The organism is Streptomyces sp. NPDC059696, from assembly GCF_042733745.1.
Classification (GTDB): Bacteria; Actinomycetota; Actinomycetes; order Streptomycetales; family Streptomycetaceae; genus Streptomyces.
In genome coordinates this window covers 1-16,855 of record NZ_JBHWFG010000064.1, presented here as the reverse complement: position 1 = coordinate 16,855, position 16,855 = coordinate 1, and the positions used below count along the sequence as shown (strand labels likewise).

13 protein-coding genes and 1 tRNA gene are annotated in these 16,855 nt (G+C 72.8%); 9 read left to right on the top strand and 5 right to left on the bottom strand.

All coding sequences use genetic code 11. The features are described 5' to 3' along the window. The first annotated feature begins 563 nt into the window (after positions 1 to 563). From ACFV20_RS36050 to ACFV20_RS36030, 5 genes are all read left to right on the top strand, one after another. Positions 564 to 1,853, top strand: coding sequence for an ABC transporter substrate-binding protein (locus ACFV20_RS36050; RefSeq protein ID WP_385665277.1), 1,290 nt, complete (start codon positions 564 to 566; stop codon positions 1,851 to 1,853). Position 1,854: 1 nt separating this feature from the next. After that, positions 1,855 to 2,862, top strand: coding sequence for a carbohydrate ABC transporter permease (locus ACFV20_RS36045; RefSeq protein WP_385665274.1), 1,008 nt, complete (start codon positions 1,855 to 1,857; stop codon positions 2,860 to 2,862). Continuing rightward, a complete protein-coding gene (locus ACFV20_RS36040; protein ID WP_385665271.1) occupies positions 2,859 to 3,746 on the top strand; it encodes a carbohydrate ABC transporter permease in 888 nt (295 codons plus the stop codon). The genes ACFV20_RS36045 and ACFV20_RS36040 overlap by 4 nt, the downstream gene beginning before the upstream one ends. A 6-nt stretch (positions 3,747 to 3,752) precedes the next feature. Beyond that, positions 3,753 to 4,343 (top strand): hypothetical protein, encoded by a 591-nt coding sequence (locus tag ACFV20_RS36035; protein ID WP_385665268.1) that lies wholly within the window; start codon positions 3,753 to 3,755, stop codon positions 4,341 to 4,343. Positions 4,344 to 4,460: 117 nt separating this feature from the next. Beyond that, positions 4,461 to 7,196, top strand: coding sequence for a Tat pathway signal sequence domain protein (locus ACFV20_RS36030; RefSeq protein WP_385665265.1), 2,736 nt, complete (start codon positions 4,461 to 4,463; stop codon positions 7,194 to 7,196). Between the two features lie 55 nt (positions 7,197 to 7,251). Here ACFV20_RS36030 and ACFV20_RS36025 read toward each other — a convergent pair whose 3' ends face one another. From ACFV20_RS36025 to ACFV20_RS36010, 4 genes are all read right to left on the bottom strand, one after another. Then, positions 7,252 to 7,458, bottom strand: a complete 207-nt coding sequence (locus ACFV20_RS36025) for a hypothetical protein (protein ID WP_385665262.1) — start codon at positions 7,456 to 7,458, stop codon at positions 7,252 to 7,254. A 10-nt stretch (positions 7,459 to 7,468) separates the two neighbouring features. Next, positions 7,469 to 8,788: a diaminopimelate decarboxylase gene (locus tag ACFV20_RS36020; protein WP_385665260.1), complete on the bottom strand. Its 1,320-nt coding sequence runs from the start codon at positions 8,786 to 8,788 to the stop codon at positions 7,469 to 7,471. A gap of 246 nt (positions 8,789 to 9,034) precedes the next feature. After that, the gene (locus tag ACFV20_RS36015; protein ID WP_385665257.1) at positions 9,035 to 10,696 is read right to left on the bottom strand and encodes a helix-turn-helix domain-containing protein; all 1,662 of its coding nucleotides are present in this window, start codon (positions 10,694 to 10,696) and stop codon (positions 9,035 to 9,037) included. A gap of 210 nt (positions 10,697 to 10,906) precedes the next feature. Continuing rightward, positions 10,907 to 13,291, bottom strand: coding sequence for an SCO7613 C-terminal domain-containing membrane protein (locus tag ACFV20_RS36010; protein WP_385665254.1), 2,385 nt, complete (start codon positions 13,289 to 13,291; stop codon positions 10,907 to 10,909). A 98-nt stretch (positions 13,292 to 13,389) separates the two neighbouring features. On the opposite strand from ACFV20_RS36010, the gene ACFV20_RS36005 reads away from it, so the two are divergent. Together ACFV20_RS36005 and ACFV20_RS36000 are read left to right on the top strand one after the other, a co-directional pair. Next, positions 13,390 to 13,836: an SRPBCC family protein gene (locus ACFV20_RS36005; RefSeq protein ID WP_385665251.1), complete on the top strand. Its 447-nt coding sequence runs from the start codon at positions 13,390 to 13,392 to the stop codon at positions 13,834 to 13,836. 39 nt (positions 13,837 to 13,875) lie between these two features. Continuing rightward, positions 13,876 to 13,947, top strand: a tRNA-Val gene (locus ACFV20_RS36000). A 65-nt stretch (positions 13,948 to 14,012) separates the two neighbouring features. Here ACFV20_RS36000 and ACFV20_RS35995 read toward each other — a convergent pair. Beyond that, positions 14,013 to 14,741, bottom strand: a complete 729-nt coding sequence (locus tag ACFV20_RS35995) for a 3'-5' exonuclease (RefSeq protein WP_385665280.1) — start codon at positions 14,739 to 14,741, stop codon at positions 14,013 to 14,015. Between the two features lie 170 nt (positions 14,742 to 14,911). On the opposite strand from ACFV20_RS35995, the gene ACFV20_RS35990 reads away from it, so the two are divergent. After that, on the top strand, positions 14,912 to 15,478 hold the full coding sequence (locus ACFV20_RS35990; protein ID WP_385665248.1) for a DUF4365 domain-containing protein: 567 nt from the start codon (positions 14,912 to 14,914) through the stop codon (positions 15,476 to 15,478). Beyond that, on the top strand, positions 15,475 to 16,692 hold the full coding sequence (locus tag ACFV20_RS35985; protein WP_385665245.1) for a hypothetical protein: 1,218 nt from the start codon (positions 15,475 to 15,477) through the stop codon (positions 16,690 to 16,692). The genes ACFV20_RS35990 and ACFV20_RS35985 overlap by 4 nt, the downstream gene beginning before the upstream one ends. Positions 16,693 to 16,855 lie beyond the last annotated feature (163 nt).

The following is a 16,855-nucleotide window of genomic DNA, read 5'->3' as shown; positions in this document are numbered from 1 at the left end:
CGTCATCGCAGGTGGGCCGCCGTCGTTGTGTCCAGGCAGGGGACGCCCTCCGGGGCTCTCCGAGCGGGGGCCTGTGCGGCGGTCACCGACGTCCGGTGAGGCGCGGGCGGGAGCACCGTTCCCGCGGCCGGGCCGGGCCGGGCCGGCGACGATGCCCGTCCGCATCATCCACCCCTCCGTCGCCCTGAGGCGGCCCACACCCCGTCGGCGCCGCACCCGCCACGCCCCCGGGCGACACCACCCGTACGACGGGCCCCTGGCCGGAACTCGCCCCCAGGCCCCGCCGTCCTGCCCGGTCACACAGGGTCGCTTTTCGGTCGCGCCCGGAACCGGTCCGGCTCGCGCCGCCGCGTCGGCGCCCCGGCCGTGCCGTCGCCACCAGTGATGCCGCCCCGGCCCCGCCCCCGGACCCGGCTCCACGTCCCGCTCCGTGACCCACGGCCTCGGCGAGAAATTCTTGTCCGAATCATTGACGCACTCTCAGCCCCTCCGTACCTTGTGCCAGCAAGCGCTTACTTGAAACGATTCATGCGAGCGGGAACGATGCGCGGGGAGGCCCAACCGTGGTGCACGGCAGGAATGTTGAGAGACGTACGATCCTGAAGGCGGCCGGAGCCACGGCAGCCACGCTGGGGTTGGCCGCGACGACCGGTTGCGGGGGCGACGGAGGGGCCTCCGCGGACGGGACGGTGACGATCCGTTACGCGTGGTGGGGTGCGGAGGACCGTGCCCAGCGCATCAACAAGACCATCGCGCTGTTCGAGAAGAAGTACCCGAAGATCAAGGTGAAAACGGACTTCCAGCCGTATCCCGACTTCTGGAAGAAGTTCAACACCCAAGCCTCCGGCGGGAATCCGCCGGACGTGTTCCAGAATGCCATCGGCTTCCTCAGGAAATACGACGCGAAGAACGTACTGCTCGATCTCAGCGAGCAGGCCGAGGCCGGCACCCTCCGGATGGAGGGATTCCGCGCGGGACTCGAGAAGTTCGGCGAGATCGACGGCAAGCTCCTCGGCGTTCCGGTCGGTTCGAACTCCATGGCCCTGGTCATCGACAAGCCCGTCTACGCGCGGGCCGGGGTCAGGCCGGAGCCGGGCTGGACCTGGGACGACTACCACGCGGCGATGAAGAAGATCCGCGACAGGACGGGGCGCGCCGGCGACACCGGCCCGTACAACGTCATGTACCTCTACGACCTCTACCTGCGCCAGAACGGCAAGGCGTTCTTCACCGAGGACGCGCTCGGCTTCACCGAGGCGGATCTGACGGACTGGTGGACGAAGGCCGAGGGGGGCGTCGAGGACGGCAGCTACGCCAGCCAGAAGAAGGTCGCCCAGATCAAGCCCAAGTCGGCGGTCGCCGGGGAGATCTCCGCCGGCGAGTTCACCTGGGACAACTTCACCGTCCGTTACACCTCCGAGGGCAAGAGCGAGTACGGCCTGGCCCCCATCCCGACCACGGACGGCAAGAAGACCGGGCAGTACCTCGGCTCCCTCATGCTGAGCGCGTCCAAGCGCACCCGGCATCCCGAGGAGGTCGCCCGGTTCATCGACTTCATGGTGCACGACCCGGAGGTCGCCAGGATCATGGGCTACGACCGTGGTGTGCCGGCGACGCAGGCCCAGTACGACGCGTACCAGCCGACCGACGAGGTCAACAAGGCGATCGCCGCCTACGAGGAGTCCCTCGTCGAGGGGGGCGTCCTGGAGCCGATCACCCCGCACCCGAACGGCGCGGACGTCTGCGAGGCCGCCTTCCTGCGGATCGGTGAGGAACTCGGCCTGGGCAAGCGCTCGGTGGGCGAGGCCGTCGAGCAGTTCTTCACCGAGTCGAAGACGGCTCTCGGCACCTGACATGGGAACCACCGTGACACACGCCCCCGCGAGGGAGGACCTGCCCCGGGGCAAGGACTCCGAGCCGCGGCACGGTCCGGCGGACTCCCCGCGCCCCGCCGCCCTCAAGCGGCGGCGGCGCCGCGAGACCCTGGCCGGCTATCTCTTCATGTCCCCGTGGATCGCCGGGTTCCTGCTGCTCACGGCGGGCCCGATGATCGCCTCGCTGTACTTCGCCTTCACCGACTACAACCTGTTCGACGCTCCCCGATGGATCGGTCTCGACAACTTCTCCGAGATGTTCGGCGATCCACGCTGGCGCCACTCGGTGCGGGTGACGCTCTGGTACGTGGCCGTCGGCACGCCGCTCAAGCTGCTCGCCGCCCTCGGTGTGGCCCTGCTGCTCGCCCAGAACCGGCGCGGACAGGCCTTCTACAGGGCGGCCTTCTACGCGCCGTCACTGATCGGCGCGAGTGTGTCCGTCGCGATCGTGTGGAAGGCGATCTTCTCGGACGACGCGATCGTCGACCGGACCCAGAAGATCCTCGGCATCGACGTCGGCGGCTGGACCGGCGACCCGGACCTGATCCTCTACAGCCTGGTGGCGCTCACCGTGTGGCAGTTCGGCGCGCCCATGGTCATCTTCCTGGCCGGCCTCAAGCAGGTCCCGCGTGAGCTGTACGAGGCGGCCGAGGTCGACGGGGCGGGCCCGCTGCGCCGGTTCTGGAACATCACGCTGCCGATGATCTCGCCCGTCCTCTTCTTCAACGTGCTGCTGGAGACGATCCACTCCTTCCAGATCTTCAGCTCGGCGTACATCGTCGGCGGCGGCGCCGGAGGCAACGCCTGCGGTCCGGCCGACGGTTCGATGGTCTACACCTGCTACCTCTACGTTCAGGGCTTCGAGAACAGCCGGATGGGACTGGCCTCCGCGATGGCCTGGCTGCTGCTGGTCGCGGTCGCCCTGGTGACGGCGGTGCTGTTCTGGTCCCAGAAGCGCTGGGTGCACTACGAGGAGGGCGCCCGATGAGCGCGCAGGCCACCGACATCGAGCCCGCGGCGGGAGCCGGGGCGCTCCGGCGCAAGCTGCCCGGCTCACTCGCCTGGCACATCGGGTCGCTGCTGATCCTCGCGGTGATCCTCTACCCGGTGGTCTGGGTCGTCGGCGGGTCCTTCAAGAAGAGCGAGGACATCGTCGGCAGCCTGGACCTCTTCCCGGGCGACCCGGTCCTCGGCAACTACAAGAGCCTCGCCGACGGCATCGCCGACATCCCGATCTCCACCTTTTTCTTCAACTCGCTCTTCCTCGCGGTCGGTTCGGTCGTCGGCGTCCTGGTGTCCTGCTCCCTGACGGCCTACGCCTTCGCCAGGATCCGGTTCGCGGGCCGCGATCTGCTGTTCACGCTGATGATCGGCACGCTCCTGCTGCCGTACCACGTGCTGCTGATCCCGCAGTACGTGCTGTTCCGCAACATGGAGCTGATCAACACCTACACGCCGCTGCTGCTCGGGAAGTACCTGGCCACCGAGGCGTTCTTCGTCTTCCTGATGGTGCAGTTCATGCGCGGTATGCCCAGGGAACTCGACGAGGCGGCGCGTCTCGACGGCTGCGGGCACCTGCGGATCTACTGGTCGATCGTGCTGCCGCTGAGCCGGCCGGCCCTGATCACCAGCGCGATCTTCACCTTCATCAACTCCTGGAACGACTTCATGGGCCCGCTGATCTATCTCAACGAGCCCGACAAGTACACGGTCTCCCTCGGCCTGAAGATGTTCGTCGACCAGGAAGGCCTGGCCAACTACGGCGGCATGATCGCGATGTCGCTGGTCGCGCTGCTGCCCGTGCTCGGCTTCTTCCTCGCCTTCCAGCGCTATCTGATCGACGGCATGGCCACGTCGGGTCTGAAGGGCTGAGCCGGCATGGCCGGGACACGGGTGAAGGCACGGGGCGAGTCGGTGTTCGCCGAGAGGTTCGCGGTGTTCGCCGAGTGCCTGCTGACCGGTGTGTGGATCGCGGTGGCCTCGCTGGGGGTCGTGACCTGTCCCGCCGCGTTCGCCGCCGGGGCACGGCACCTGCGGCGCCGTACCGCTCATGAGGGCGGCGGTTGGCGGGAGTTCGTCGCCGACTTCCGCACCGCCCTGCGCGGTGGGTGGCTCGTCGGGGTCACCGGGTGGGCGGTGACGGTGGCGGTCTGGGTGGACGTGCAGGCGGCCCGTGCGGGGCTTCCCGGGGGACCGCTGGTCGGGGCCGTCGGCGTCGTCGCGCTGCTCGGGCTCGTCGTGGCCGGGCTGCGCGCGGCGGCCGTGTGGGTGCCCGGGGCCCACTGGCGGACGCTGCTGGCCGGGGCCGGGCGGCGGACGGTGCTCGACCCGGCCGGCTCCTTCCTGATCGTCGGCGGACTGGCCGTGGTGGCGGTGTCCGCATGGTTCGCCGTGCCGTTGGCGGTCGCCGTCCTCGGGGCCGTCGCGGCGGCGGCCGTCGCCGTGGAGGAGCGGTACCGGCGCCGCTGAGCGGCGGTGCCCGCGGCTGCCCTCCGTGTTCCGGGTCGGCGCCCCGACGCCGCACAGCCCTGTCATGCCCCTGACCAGCACAGGCTTCTCGCACGGACAAGGAAAGGCAGCATCGTCATGTCTCCCATCCCTCGCAGATCCCTCCTCAAGGCAGCCGCCGTCACCGGAGCCGCCGCCCAGTTCAGCCGGGCACTGGGCGCTCAGCAGGCCCAGGCCGCACCCGGAGCCGGACCCGCCGACGCGGACCCGGTGACCCTGGACTGGCTGGAGGACGGCGGCCTCGGTGCCGCACCCGGCTCCACCGTCGGCGTGCCCTGGCCGAAGGGCGCGTACCGGAAGGACCAGACCTTCGCGCTGACGGACGCCTCCGGCAGGGCCGTGCCCGTGCAGTCCTGGCCCCTCGCCTACTGGCCCGACGGCTCCCTCAAGTGGACCGCGCACGCGGTCGCCTCGGGGGACGGCGAGCTCACCCTCGCCGCCGGGACGCCCGCCGCCCCCGAGAAGAAGGTCACCGTGCACCGGCGCGGCGGCACCATCGACATCTCGACCGGCGTCATCACCGCGAGGATCGCCACGTCCGGCTCCGCCCTCGTCAAGTCCGTCACCCGCGGCCCCACCGAGATCGCGAAGAACGGCCGGCTCGTGCTGATCCGCCAGCCCGAGATCGAGGACGAGGACCAGGGCGCGGTCCGGACCGAACGCTTCGACGGCGCGATCTCCAAGGCCGAGGTCGAACAGGCCGGCCCGGTCCGCGCGGTCGTCCGCATCGACGGCAAGCACCGCAGGGGCGGCCGCAGTTGGCTGCCCTTCTCGATCAGGCTCTACTTCTACGCCGGCGCCGACTCCTTCCGCATGGTGCACACCATCACCTACGACGGCACCCAGGAGCCGGGCAAGGCCAGTGGTGACTTCATCCGCGGCCTCGGAGTCCGTTTCACCGTGCCCCTGCGGGACGAGGCGTACGACCGCCACATCCGGATCGGCGGCGACGGCACCGGGCTGCTGCGCGAGGCCGTCAAGGGCATCACCGGACTGCGCCGGGACCCCGGAGCGGCCGTGCAGGCGGCCCAGTTCGAGGGCCGCAAGCTGCCCGACCCCGCCACCTGGGACCAGCGGGTGACGACCCGGCTGCGGTACATCCCCGAGTGGGGCGACTACACCCTCGCGCAGCTGTCCGCCGACGGCTTCACCCTGCGCAAGCGCACCAAGAAGGGACACGGCTGGGTGACCGCGGGCGGCGGCCGGCGCGCCTCCGGCTTCGGCTACGTGGGCGGGGCGAGCGGCGGGTTCTCCTTCGGGCTGCGCGACTTCTGGGAGAAGTTCCCCGCCCAGCTCGACATCCGCGACGCCCACACCGACCAGGCCGAGGTGACCCTCTGGCTCTGGTCGCCCGAGGCGCAGCCGATGGACATGCGCTTCTACCACGACGGCATGGGCCAGGACACCTACCCCGAGCAGCTCGAAGGCCTCAACATCACCTACGAGGACTACGAGCCGGAGTTCGGCACCCCGTACGGCATCGCCCGCACCTCCGAACTCCTCTTCTGGGCCAACGAGACGACCCCGAGCCCCGACCGGTTCGCCGAACAGGTCGAGGCCGTCCGTGTACTGCCGCAACTGGCCGCCCCGCCCGGGCAGCTCATCAGGGCCGAGGTCTTCGGGCCGGGCCTGTACTCCGAGCCCGACCGCTCCACCCCCGCCAAGGCCAAGATCGAGGACCACCTCGACTTCCTCTTCACCTACTACAAGGACCAGGTGGAGCAGCGCCGCTGGTACGGCTTCTGGGACTACGGCGACATCATGCACACCTACGACACGTTCCGGCACCAGTGGCGGTACGACATCGGCGGCTACGCCTGGGACAACTCCGAGCTGTCGCCGGACCTGTGGCTCTGGTTCGCCTATCTGCGCTCCGGCCGCGCCGACATCTTCCGCTTCGCCGAGGCGATGACCCGGCACACCGGCGAGGTCGACGTCTATCACCTGGGCAAGTGGGCGGGCCTCGGCACCCGGCACGGTGTGCAGCACTTCGCCGACAGCGCCAAGCAGCAACGCATCGCCAACACCACCTACCGGCGCTACTACTACTTCCTCACGGCGGACGAGCGCGTCGGCGACCTCATGCACGCCAACGTCGACTCCGACGAGACGTTCCTCGTCCTCGACCCGATCCGCAAGATCCGCACCGAGCCGTACACCCCGGACCGCCACGCCCTGTCGATCGGCTTCGGCACGGACTGGAGCGGCCTCGTCTCGGCCTGGCTGACCGAGTGGGAACGCATGGGCCCGAAGTGGGAGAAGGCCAAGGCGCGGGTGCTGTCCACCATGGAGACCATCGCCGCCCAGCCCAACGGCTTCGTCCAGGGCACCGGGCTCTACGACCTGGACACCGGCAGGTTCGCCGTCGCGGACAAGCCCGTGGTGAGCGTCTCCCACCTGTCGGCCGTCTTCGGCCTCAACGAGCTGTGCGCCGAGCTGATCGACCTCGTCGACATGCCGGAGTTCAACGAGGCGTACGTCGACTACTGCCGGTACTTCAACGCCACCAAGGCCGAACAGAAGGCCCGCTACGGTTCCGACTTCGGCAGTCTGCTGCTGTTCCAGGGCCACTCGCGCCTGGACGCCTACGCGGCCGTCAGGACCGGGGACGAGAAGCTGGCGGCGCGGGCCTGGGAGAAGTTCTACCACTCCGACGGCTACCAGGAGTCGGCGCCCTGGCGGACGGAGAAGGTGAGCGGTCCGGCCGCCCTGGTGCCGGGCAGCGAGGCCGCCTGGGTGTCCACCAACGACACCGCGCTGTACGGCCTCGCCGCCATCGAGAACCTGGCCCTGCTCGGAGACAGGATGCCGTAGCGGACGGCTGAGACGGGCGGTTCCCGTGGCGGCGCCTTGCCGGGAACCGCCCGTCCTAGTCGATGATCTGGTGGAAGAACAGCACGGCCGGTGCCGTCACCCCGCCGCCCACGCTCACCGCGACGGGCCAGGTGGTGCCGGACAGTGCCGACAGGACGGTGGCACCGATGCCGACCAGGGCCGCGAGCAGGAAGACGACAGCGGCGCGCTGGGTGAGGAGCGGCCCGTCCCGGCCGGTGCGCCGACGGTTGGCCTGTGCCACCCCGGTGCCCCTACCTCACTCCGGCGGCGGGTTCGAGCACGGGTACGTGCCACGGGTCCTGCGCGGGACGCAGGAGTTCGAAGCGGACACCGCTGCCTCCCCCGTCCGTCCGGACCCCGTGCACGGCCGGTTCGGGCAGGCTGTTGTAGTGGAACGGCGTCGAGAAGTAGTAGGCGCCGGTGTCCGGGACGGCGATGAGGTCACCGGGCTCCAGCAGCGGCAGCGCACGGTCGCGGGCAAGCAGGTCCCCGGCGAAGCAGGCAGGTCCCGCGATGTCCTGGCGGACCGCACCACCCCGCTTGGCCCTGCCGTCTCCCTCGTGCGCCTCGATGCGCAGGGGCCAGGCGTCGGGGTTGAACACCGTCCGGGTGGCGACCTGCACCCCGGCGTGGGTGACCGCGATCGGCCGGCCGCCCATGCTCTTGGTGTACTCCACGTAAGCGGCGGTGAACCCGTTCTTGGCGAGAACTGACCGCCCGAACTCGGTGACGAGCTCGTACCCGCCCGAGAACAGGGCGGGAGCCTGGGTGCGCAGCTGACGGACGTACGCGTCGAAGGTCGGCGTGCTCTCGTCGTCGGCGAAGTTGACGGGGAGTCCGCCGCCGATGTCGATGCCGACGACCTGGCGCCGCCCCAGCGAGGCGTTGACCTCCTCGGCGAACGCCACGGCCCGCGCGACCCCGCCGGCCATGAGGTCGAGCGGGCAGCCCTGCGAACCGGCGTGTGTGTGCACCCAGGTGAGCCACGGGTGGTCGTGGTAGGCGCGCAGCAGCCGCTGCCGGCTTCCCGGGTCCGCCAGGGGCACGCCGAACTTCGACGTGCTCGTCGCCGTGCTCATGGCGGCGATGCTGCCGCCGCCGAGCTGGGAGTTGACACGCACCCCGATGCGCGAGAGCGGGACACTGTCGCCGAGCGCCCGGTCGATCCTCGCCAGTTCCTGGTAGTTGTCCACGTTGACGGTCACCCCCAGGTCGAGGGCGTGCCGCAGTTCGGCCTCCGTCTTGGCCGGTGAGTCGAAGACGATCCGCTCCGGCGTGAACCCGGCGGCCAGTGCGCGGGCCAGCTCGCCCGCGGTGGCCACCTCGCAGCCCATGCCGAGCCGCCGCAGCTCCGCCAGCACCGGCACCAGACAGTTCGCCTTGGCCGCGAACGCGTGCAGGACACCGGGGGAGGAGGGGAAGGCGCGGTGCAGGGACGCGACGGTCGCGGCGACGCCGTCCAGGTCGACGAAAGCGGCCAGCGGGGACCGCTCGGCGTCCAGCAGCCCCTGCCGCACCGCCTCCTGCAGGATCCGTTCGCGTCGCTCGGCGGCGGCAGTCAGTCCGGTCATGGTGTGCCCTTCCGGTGTCGTAGGCGCGGCGCCCCGGAACGCCCGGGGCGGACCACCAGGCTCCTGTCCGCACCCGGTCGGCGTCTTCGTCCAATCGTCAAAGCCGTGGGCCTTGAGCGACGGCCGACGGCCGCAACTCACCTGTCGGGCGCAGGCGTTGTGCGACACGACAACAGAGCGGCCTCCGGATGGTGGCCACGGCCGAACGACGGGCGGCCCGCGTGGACGAGCCTCGGTCCAGGGCGGTCAGAGGCGGGTGCCGTCGGCCTCGCCGCCCAGCCGCAACTGCACCTGGGCCAGCAGCCGGGCATCGGGACTGTCCAGGTCCAGCCCGGAGACCTGCGTGATGCGGCGCAACCGGTAGCGCAGGCTGTTGGAGTGCACGCCCAGGGCGCGCGAAGCGGCGGACACGTCACCGAAGTGGTCGAGGTAGGCGCGCAGGGTCTGCACCAGGCAGCTGCCGCCGTGCTCGGCGTCGAACTCCCTCAGCCGGGCCACCGACGTCCGCGCCGGCAGAGGCACCTCGCGCAGGGCATCGACGACTCGGAGGATGCCCACTGTGTCCGCGACGTCCTCGCTCCGCGCCACGGTGTGCGGTCCGCCGGACGCGATGAGCGCCCGGAGGGCCTGCTCCGCCGACCTGCGGGACTCGGGCGCCCGTGCCAGGCCGGGGACCACGTCACCGAGCCCTGCCCTCACCGTCGTGCCGATCGTCCCCGACAACTGCTCGGCCAGGGCGTTGCCGAGCCGTCTCACCTGGGCGCCGGCCCGCTGCGGGTCGCGTTCCAGCCCGGTCAGCAGCACCAGGGTCCTGCCGCCCGCCGGAACCACCACGACCCGGTGGCCGAGGGCCGCGCAGTGCAAGGCCAGCAGGCCGTGCAGCCCGGCCGGGCCGTCGTCCGCGGGGCGGCCGGTGCCGGTCCCCACCGCCAGGACGGCACAGGGCTCCCGGGGCGGCAGCCCGGCCCGCTCCGCGAGCACCTCGACCGATCCGCGGTCCTCCAGCAGCGCCCGGGCCGCGTCCTCCACCAGCCGGCCGTCGGAGCTGTGGGTGCGGTGGTGCAGCAGGTGGGCGGCGGCGGCCCGGACCGCCGCGCGCAGCGTCTCCGCGGCGTTCGGCGACAGCGGCCGGCCGCCCACCGCCGCCACCCAGATGGACCCGAGCGCCTCTCCGCCCGCCCGCACGGCACCGACCAGACGCTCCGGATCCTGTCCTCGGGCGGGCCGGTGCAGCACGTCGTCCGCCCCCCACAGGGCCTGGAAGAACCCCGCCTCCCGCATGGCCGCCACCCGCCAGGGCGGCACGCGACGGCCGAGGATGGTCAGCCGGCGCATCTCGTCGACGTTCTCCTCCGTGGAGGAGTAGGCCAGCACCCGCGACTCCGTGTCCTCGATCGTCACCGAGCCTCCCACCAGGGCGGCGACCGCGTCGGCCAGCGAGTCCAGATCGCCCAGGCGCACATCGCCGGCCGTGGGCACCGCGGGCGCGCCCGCCGCGGCCAGCCCCGCCCTCAGCACACCCACCAGTTGCGCCCATGTGCACCAGGCGGTGCGGAAGAGCACCGCCGTGCCGCTCTCCTCCGCGGCCGCCTGCAACGCCCGCGCGGCGGCCTCCGGCCGGCCCGGACCGAACACCACACCCGCCGCACCGGCCTCACCCGCCTGGCGCACCACGTCGACCGCGTGCGCGGAACGCGGGTCCACTCCGACGGCGAGCAGTAACTCCCGCGCACGGATCGCCGGTTCCAGGGCGTCCAGCACATGGACACCGGTGACCTTCGTGCGCAGTCCCTTCGGGGCTGTGTGCAACTCCACCGCTCCCGCCCCCACCACCGAGAGCAGACGCTCCAGCGTCCCCCCGTCCTCGGCGCCCGGGCCCCGGCCCGACGATTCCCCCAGGTCCGTCACGTTGCCTCCCCGTCCCAGCTGGACCGCGCCGCTGCCCGGCGGCCCTGCGAAGACCACGTATGACATCACGGGCCCGGACCGCCGTCGAGGCGCCCACGGGGCACACGGAGGCGCCTCGACGGCGCACACCGCGGGGAGCCGCGCGCCCCCAGGTCGTCCCCGCACAGTCCCGCCTGCCCCGCGGCGGACGACGGGCCTGTGCGGACACGGCTAGTGCATCCTCCCCAGGACCTCCCGCATCCGCCGGACGTCCCGGATCCGCTGCTCGTACGTGGCCCCGAGAGCCAGCAGCAGGAGGCCGGCCAGGGCGGGAGGCGCCCAGCGGGGGAGGGAACCCGTCACCTGGACGACGTACGGGGCGAGTTCGTGCAGGGTCACCAGGGCCAGCACCCAGCCGCCGAGCACCAGCGGTGCCCGCAGCCGGTACCGGGCGCCCAGCAGGGTGATCAGCAGCGCCGCGCCGCCCAGCAGCAGCGGCCGGGTCCACATCGGGTCGGCCCAGGCAGCGACCAGGCTCGGCAGGAGGGTCGCGGCGAGCCCCGCGCCGTACGCCGTCCAGGAGGAGGCCCGCGGGTCACGGCGCCGCCGCAGCGCTCCGACGAGCAGCGCCGGGACCGTCACCGGCAGGGTGTAGGCCTCCGGCGTGCCGACGTCCCAGGCGGCCAGGCGGACCCAGGCGGCCACCACGAACAGGGCCGTGGCCGCGTAGCCGACGGGACGCCGCTCGGCGCGCAGGGCCGTGCCCGCGGCGATCACCCCGCACAGGGCCAGCACCAGCGCGAGCATGGGCGGGTCGGTGACGGCCAGAGCCACGGCGAACAGCCCGAGGGCGGCTCCCACGGCCTCGACCGGCACGGTCGCCCGGGACGCGCCGAGCCGTGCCGCCAGCACGGCCGCGGCAGCTGCGGGCGCCAGGACCAGCAGGGCGGTCCGGGCCGGCGTCCAGTCCGCGGCGGCACCCCACGCCGAGGCCAGCGCACCGGCGTACACGAGAGACACCGGAGCCGTGAACGGGGCGACGCCCGCCCGCCACGAGGCCGCGGCGAACAGCGTCGTCAGGGCGGACAGTACGGCGAGGGTCGCGGACTGGGACGCGAGGGAGACCAGGGTGAGAGCGGCGGCCGTGACCAGGGCGAGGACGAGTGCGGTGACCTGCGCGGCCGGCGCCGTGATCCGGCACGCGTACAGGGCGGCGGCCGTCAGCACGCCCAGGACCAGCAACCCGGCGGTGTACGGGATCTCCAGGATCGCCGGGAGGATCAACGCCGTGGCCCAGAGCAGGCCGACAGCACCGATCCGGGCCCGCGGGCGCCACAGACGCGTACGGACCGCCGCGGCGAGCACCGCCGCCACGGCCGCCAGCACCGCCGGAGCCACCATCGCGTGCGGCGGCCAGGGCACGTCGACGGCCACCGCCGCACGGGCGTCCGACGGCGCACCGCTCCACACCCGGCCCAGCCGGCCGGCCGGACCCAGCAGCACCACCACGACCACGGGCAGCGTCGTCAGCACGGCCAGTGCCTGCACGGCACCGGAGGCCCGGGCGAACCCCCGCCGCAGCGCCTCCGGCAGCCGCCCGGCCCGTACCACGGCCAACAGGGCGATGCCGACGGCGAGATGAGCCGGGACCGCCCACTGCGACGGCACCACGGAACGCACCACACCGCCGAGCGCGCCCACGACCAGCAGCCCGGCCGTGACCGCGAGGCCGAGGGCGTGCCCGACGCCCGGACCCCGCAGGGCCGAACCCACGGCGATCACCGCCGCGAGCAGGAGCAGCGCCCCGGCGCGCCAGGCGTCACCCGGACCACCGGCCGTGAAGGACAGCCAGGCCGCTCCCAGAACGCCCCAGCCGCCCATGCCGTAGGCGGCGACCACGGCGGTGATGCGCACCGCCCCGGCCGTCAGCCGCGCCACCGCCACGGCGTCGAGCCCGGCCGTCACCAGCAGCGCGCCCGTGATCAGGTGGGGGCCCGCGTCGGCGGCCACGGCCCACAGCAGCAGCGGGGCCTGGGCCGCCGCCAGGGCGCAGGGCAGGGGCAGACGCAGCGCGGACGTGGCCGGCAGCAGCCCGTACGCCGTCCAGGCCGCCGCGAGCACCGCCGTCGCGGCGGCCGCGTACCCGGTCCCGTCCGTCCCGGCGAGCGCCGCCGCGTGCAGCGCGTAGGCGTCCAGGACCGTCAGGGCGAGCCCGAGGCCCGCCACGGACTCGGCCGTCGACCGCAGCCCCCTCTTCAGCAGGGCCACGGGCGCGGCGAGGGTCGCCAGCGTGACCGCGCCGAGCACCAGGGCCCGCCCGGCGATCCCCATGTGCCCCCAGCTGACCAGCGTGAACACCGCCGCCGCGAGCGTGAGCAGGACACCGCCGAGGACCAGCAGCACGTTCTGCACGCTGGGCGCGGCCGTCTCCGGCCGGGCCGGTGCGGCCTGCGGCGGCCACGGCGACGACTGGGCCTGCGGGCGCTGCCGCGCCTGGTGCAGGGCCGCGACCAGCCAGGCGCGACGGGTCAGCAACTGGGCGCGCCGGGCGTCCAGTTGTCGGAGTTCGGCGTCGAGGAGCCGCAACTCCTCGGCCGGGGGCGGAAGGTGGGTCATGGACCGCAGTGTGGTCCGGGTCACCCCCGCACGGCATGAGTGCCGGTACTCAGGCGCGTACTCAGACAGCCCGCGTCACGAGTGGGCAGACTGCCGGAATGGACTGGAACCATTACCGCTTCCGCAGTCTGTGGACCCTGCCGGCACCCCCCGCCACCGTGTACGGCGTGCTGGAACGCCCCGAGGAGTATCCGCACTGGTGGCGCCAGGTACGGGAGGTGACCCGGCTCGACGACACCACCGGTGTGATCCGTATCCGCTCCGTCCTGCCGTACGACATGACCTTCACGGCGCGCGAGGTGCGGCACGACCCCGCGGCCGGTGTGCTGGAGACGTCCCTGTCCGGGGACATCGAAGGCTGGGCGCGCTGGACCGTGACACCGCGCGGGACGGGCAGCCTCGCGCGGTACGACCAGGTCGTCCGCGTGCACAAGCCGCTGCTGCGGCGGCTCGCCGTGCCCGGACGCCCCGTCTTCCGCGTCAATCACGCGCTGATGATGCGGTCCGGGCGGCGCGGGCTCCTCAGGCACCTCGGAGCGGTTTGAAGGAAACGTGCCCGGGCCTGTATGGTTCAGTGCGTTCCCGGGCGATTAGCTCAGTGGGAGAGCGCTTCGTTCACACCGAAGAGGTCACTGGTTCGAACCCAGTATCGCCCACCGGAAACAGCCGGTCCGTCACAGACGGACCGGTTTTTTCATGCCCTCGCGGGCCCGGCCGGTGCTCAGGCCGCCGCGGGCAGATCCGGACGCAGCGGCCACGCCGGGTCGACCGCCTCGTCCACGCCGCTGCGCGCGAACCACGCCTGCAGGCCCCGCGCCTGCGCCGCGTGCCACACCGCCTGCAGCGTGTGCAGCTCGCCCGGGGCGAGGCGCTCCAGCCGGGACGCGAACCGGCGGCCCACCGCCCGGGTGACCTCCAGCGCCGCCACCGCGTCGGCCGCCGCGTCGTGCGCGCCCTCCAGGGCGACGCCGTAGTGCGCGCACAGGTCGGTCAGCGTCCGCCGGCCCTTGCGGTAGCGGTCCAGGTGCTTGTCCAGGACCCGGGGGTCCAGCACGGCCAGTTGCGCCGACTCGAACCAGCGGCCGAGCGCCGAAGCCCGGTGGCGGCGCAACTCCCGGTCGAGCAGGGTCAGATCGAACGGCGCGTTCATCACCACCACCGGCCGCCCCGCGTGCGCCTGCTCGGCCAGCGCCTGCGCTATCTCGTACATCACCGGCGCCGGCCACCGGCCGTTGCGCTGCAGGTGCTCCTCCGTCAGTCCGTGCACCGCCGTCGCCTCCGCGGGCACCGGCACCCCCGGGTTCACCAGCCAGCGGCTCACCCGCGGCCGGACGCCCGGCGCATCCTGGACGACCACGGCGGCCGACACGATCCGGTCGGTCTCGACGTCGACGCCCGTCGTCTCCGTGTCGAAGGCGGCCAGCGGCCCCTCGTACCAGCACGTCGTCATAGCCACACAACCCCTCGTTCACCTTCGGCAGTTGACGCACCGTCCGCTGCCCGATCCGGTGATACCCGGGCTGTTTGCGCCGTACGCCGGAAGGAGACAACAGGAGTACGGGTCATTGCAGTTCAGCGGGCCCGCAGCGGGGAATCACTTGTTCTGGAAGGCTGTTGGCCATGGCCATAGCGCAGCCCGAACGGGGCGGGCTGCTGCCCGAGCGCACGGCTCCCTCTCGCGGCACTCTCGCCACCACCGCCTGCATGGAGACACTGCAGGTCGGCTATCTGCACGCCGTCGCGGCCGCCGCGGGCTGCTCGCTGTCCCAGCCCTTTCCCGACAACGGCATCGACTGGCACGTCAGCCACAGCGCCCCCGGGCACACGGTCGACGACGAGGTCACCATCAAGGTGCAGCTCAAGGCCACCTACCAGGTGCCGCCCAACCCCCCGGGCCGCACCTTCTCCTTCACGCTCGACAACGACCACCTGGCGAAGCTCGCCCGCACCCCCGTGTCGGTGCACAAGATCCTGGTGGTGATGCTCGTGCCGCGCTCCCGGGACGACTGGTTGCGCGCCGGCCACGACCGGCTCGACCTCAGGCACTGCTGCTATTGGACCAACCTCGCCGGACAGCCGGTCACCGGCCGCCGCCGCACCACCGTGCGCATACCGACCTCACGCATCTTCGACGACCGGGCCCTGTGCGAGATCATGACGCGGGTCGGGACGGGAGGGAAACCGTGACGCACCGCCCGACCGAGGAACCACTGAGGCAGGTCCGGCCGCACCCCGTCGACACCGCCTGGAGCGGCGCGCCGCCCGAGCCCGCCGACATCGACCCGGCGGTGCTGGGCACCCTGCTGCGCCGGCACGGCTGGCAGCGGCGCGGCGGCGCCCCGGGACGCTACGGCCGGTGGACCCCGCCCGGCCCCGGCTCCGCCGGCACCAGCCTTCTGGTGCCGGAGAGCCGCGCCTTCCCCGACAGCGACGAACTGCTCGGCGAGGCCCTGCTCGCCCTGTCCCGCAGCGGCTCGCCGTCCGCCCGCGAGGTGCTCGTCTCCCTCGCCGTGCCCAGCGACGAGATCCGCTGGTGGCACGACGTCCCCGCCGGGCCCGCGGGGGCGGCGACCTGGACCGTCGAGGACCGGCTGCGCGGCGCCGCCCGCCGCATGCTGCTCGCGGCGGCCCTCGCCACCCGCGCCCGGGCCGGCTACCACGGCGCCCGGCACCGCCGCGCCGCCGCCGCGGCCCTGGAGAACGTCCTCGTCGGCTCCGCCGCCGACGGCCGCCTCACCGCGTTCGTCCCGGTGGCCGGCGGCCGCCCCCTCGCCGTACGCCTCCACCAGGCCCTGTTCGCCGCCCGGGAGGCCATCGACTACCAGCGGGCCACCGGCGGCATGGACGGCTTCGGCACCGCCGTGGAGGCGGGAGTGAGCCATGAGCTCACCGAGGCCCTGGTGGCGCTCGTCCGGGGCACGGAGGGCGCCCGGATCTCCGTGGAGTGGGCCCCGGCGGCCGGTGTGCCCGAGGGGTGCGCTCCCTCCGCCGAGCCCGTCGAGTTCTCACCCGGCGACCTGCCGGTGCTGCGCAAGGCGGGCGCCCGCTATCTGCGCGAGGAACCCGCCGTGCCCGTGCGGATCACCGGAGCGGTGGTACGGCTGCGCAGGTCCGGGCCGCGCGGCGAGGGCACGGTACGGCTGCGCGTGCTGGCCGGTGCCGACGTGCCGAACGTACGCATCACCCTCGACGAGGAGGCATACCGCATCGCCGGGCACGCCCACCTCGTCGGACTCCCGGTCCGGGTGCAGGGCCGGCTGGAGAGCCGGGGCGGATTCCGCCGCCTCACCGGTGCCCACGGCGTCGTGCCCGTCCAGGTCGACGACGCCGAACGGGACCGCATGATGAAGGAGCTCCACGAGAACCTCGACTTCTTCGAGGACGCCTGCGGAGGCGACTGAGCAGGCGCGGGACAGGGGACCGGACAGGCCAGGGGGAGGGGACCGGACTGGCCGGGGGAAGTGGGGGGGGCGGGCCGGGGGGAGAGGACCGGACAGGCCGGGGGGAGAGGACCGGACAGGCCGGGGGGAGAGGACCGGACAGGCCGGCGTCAGAGGACCGGAC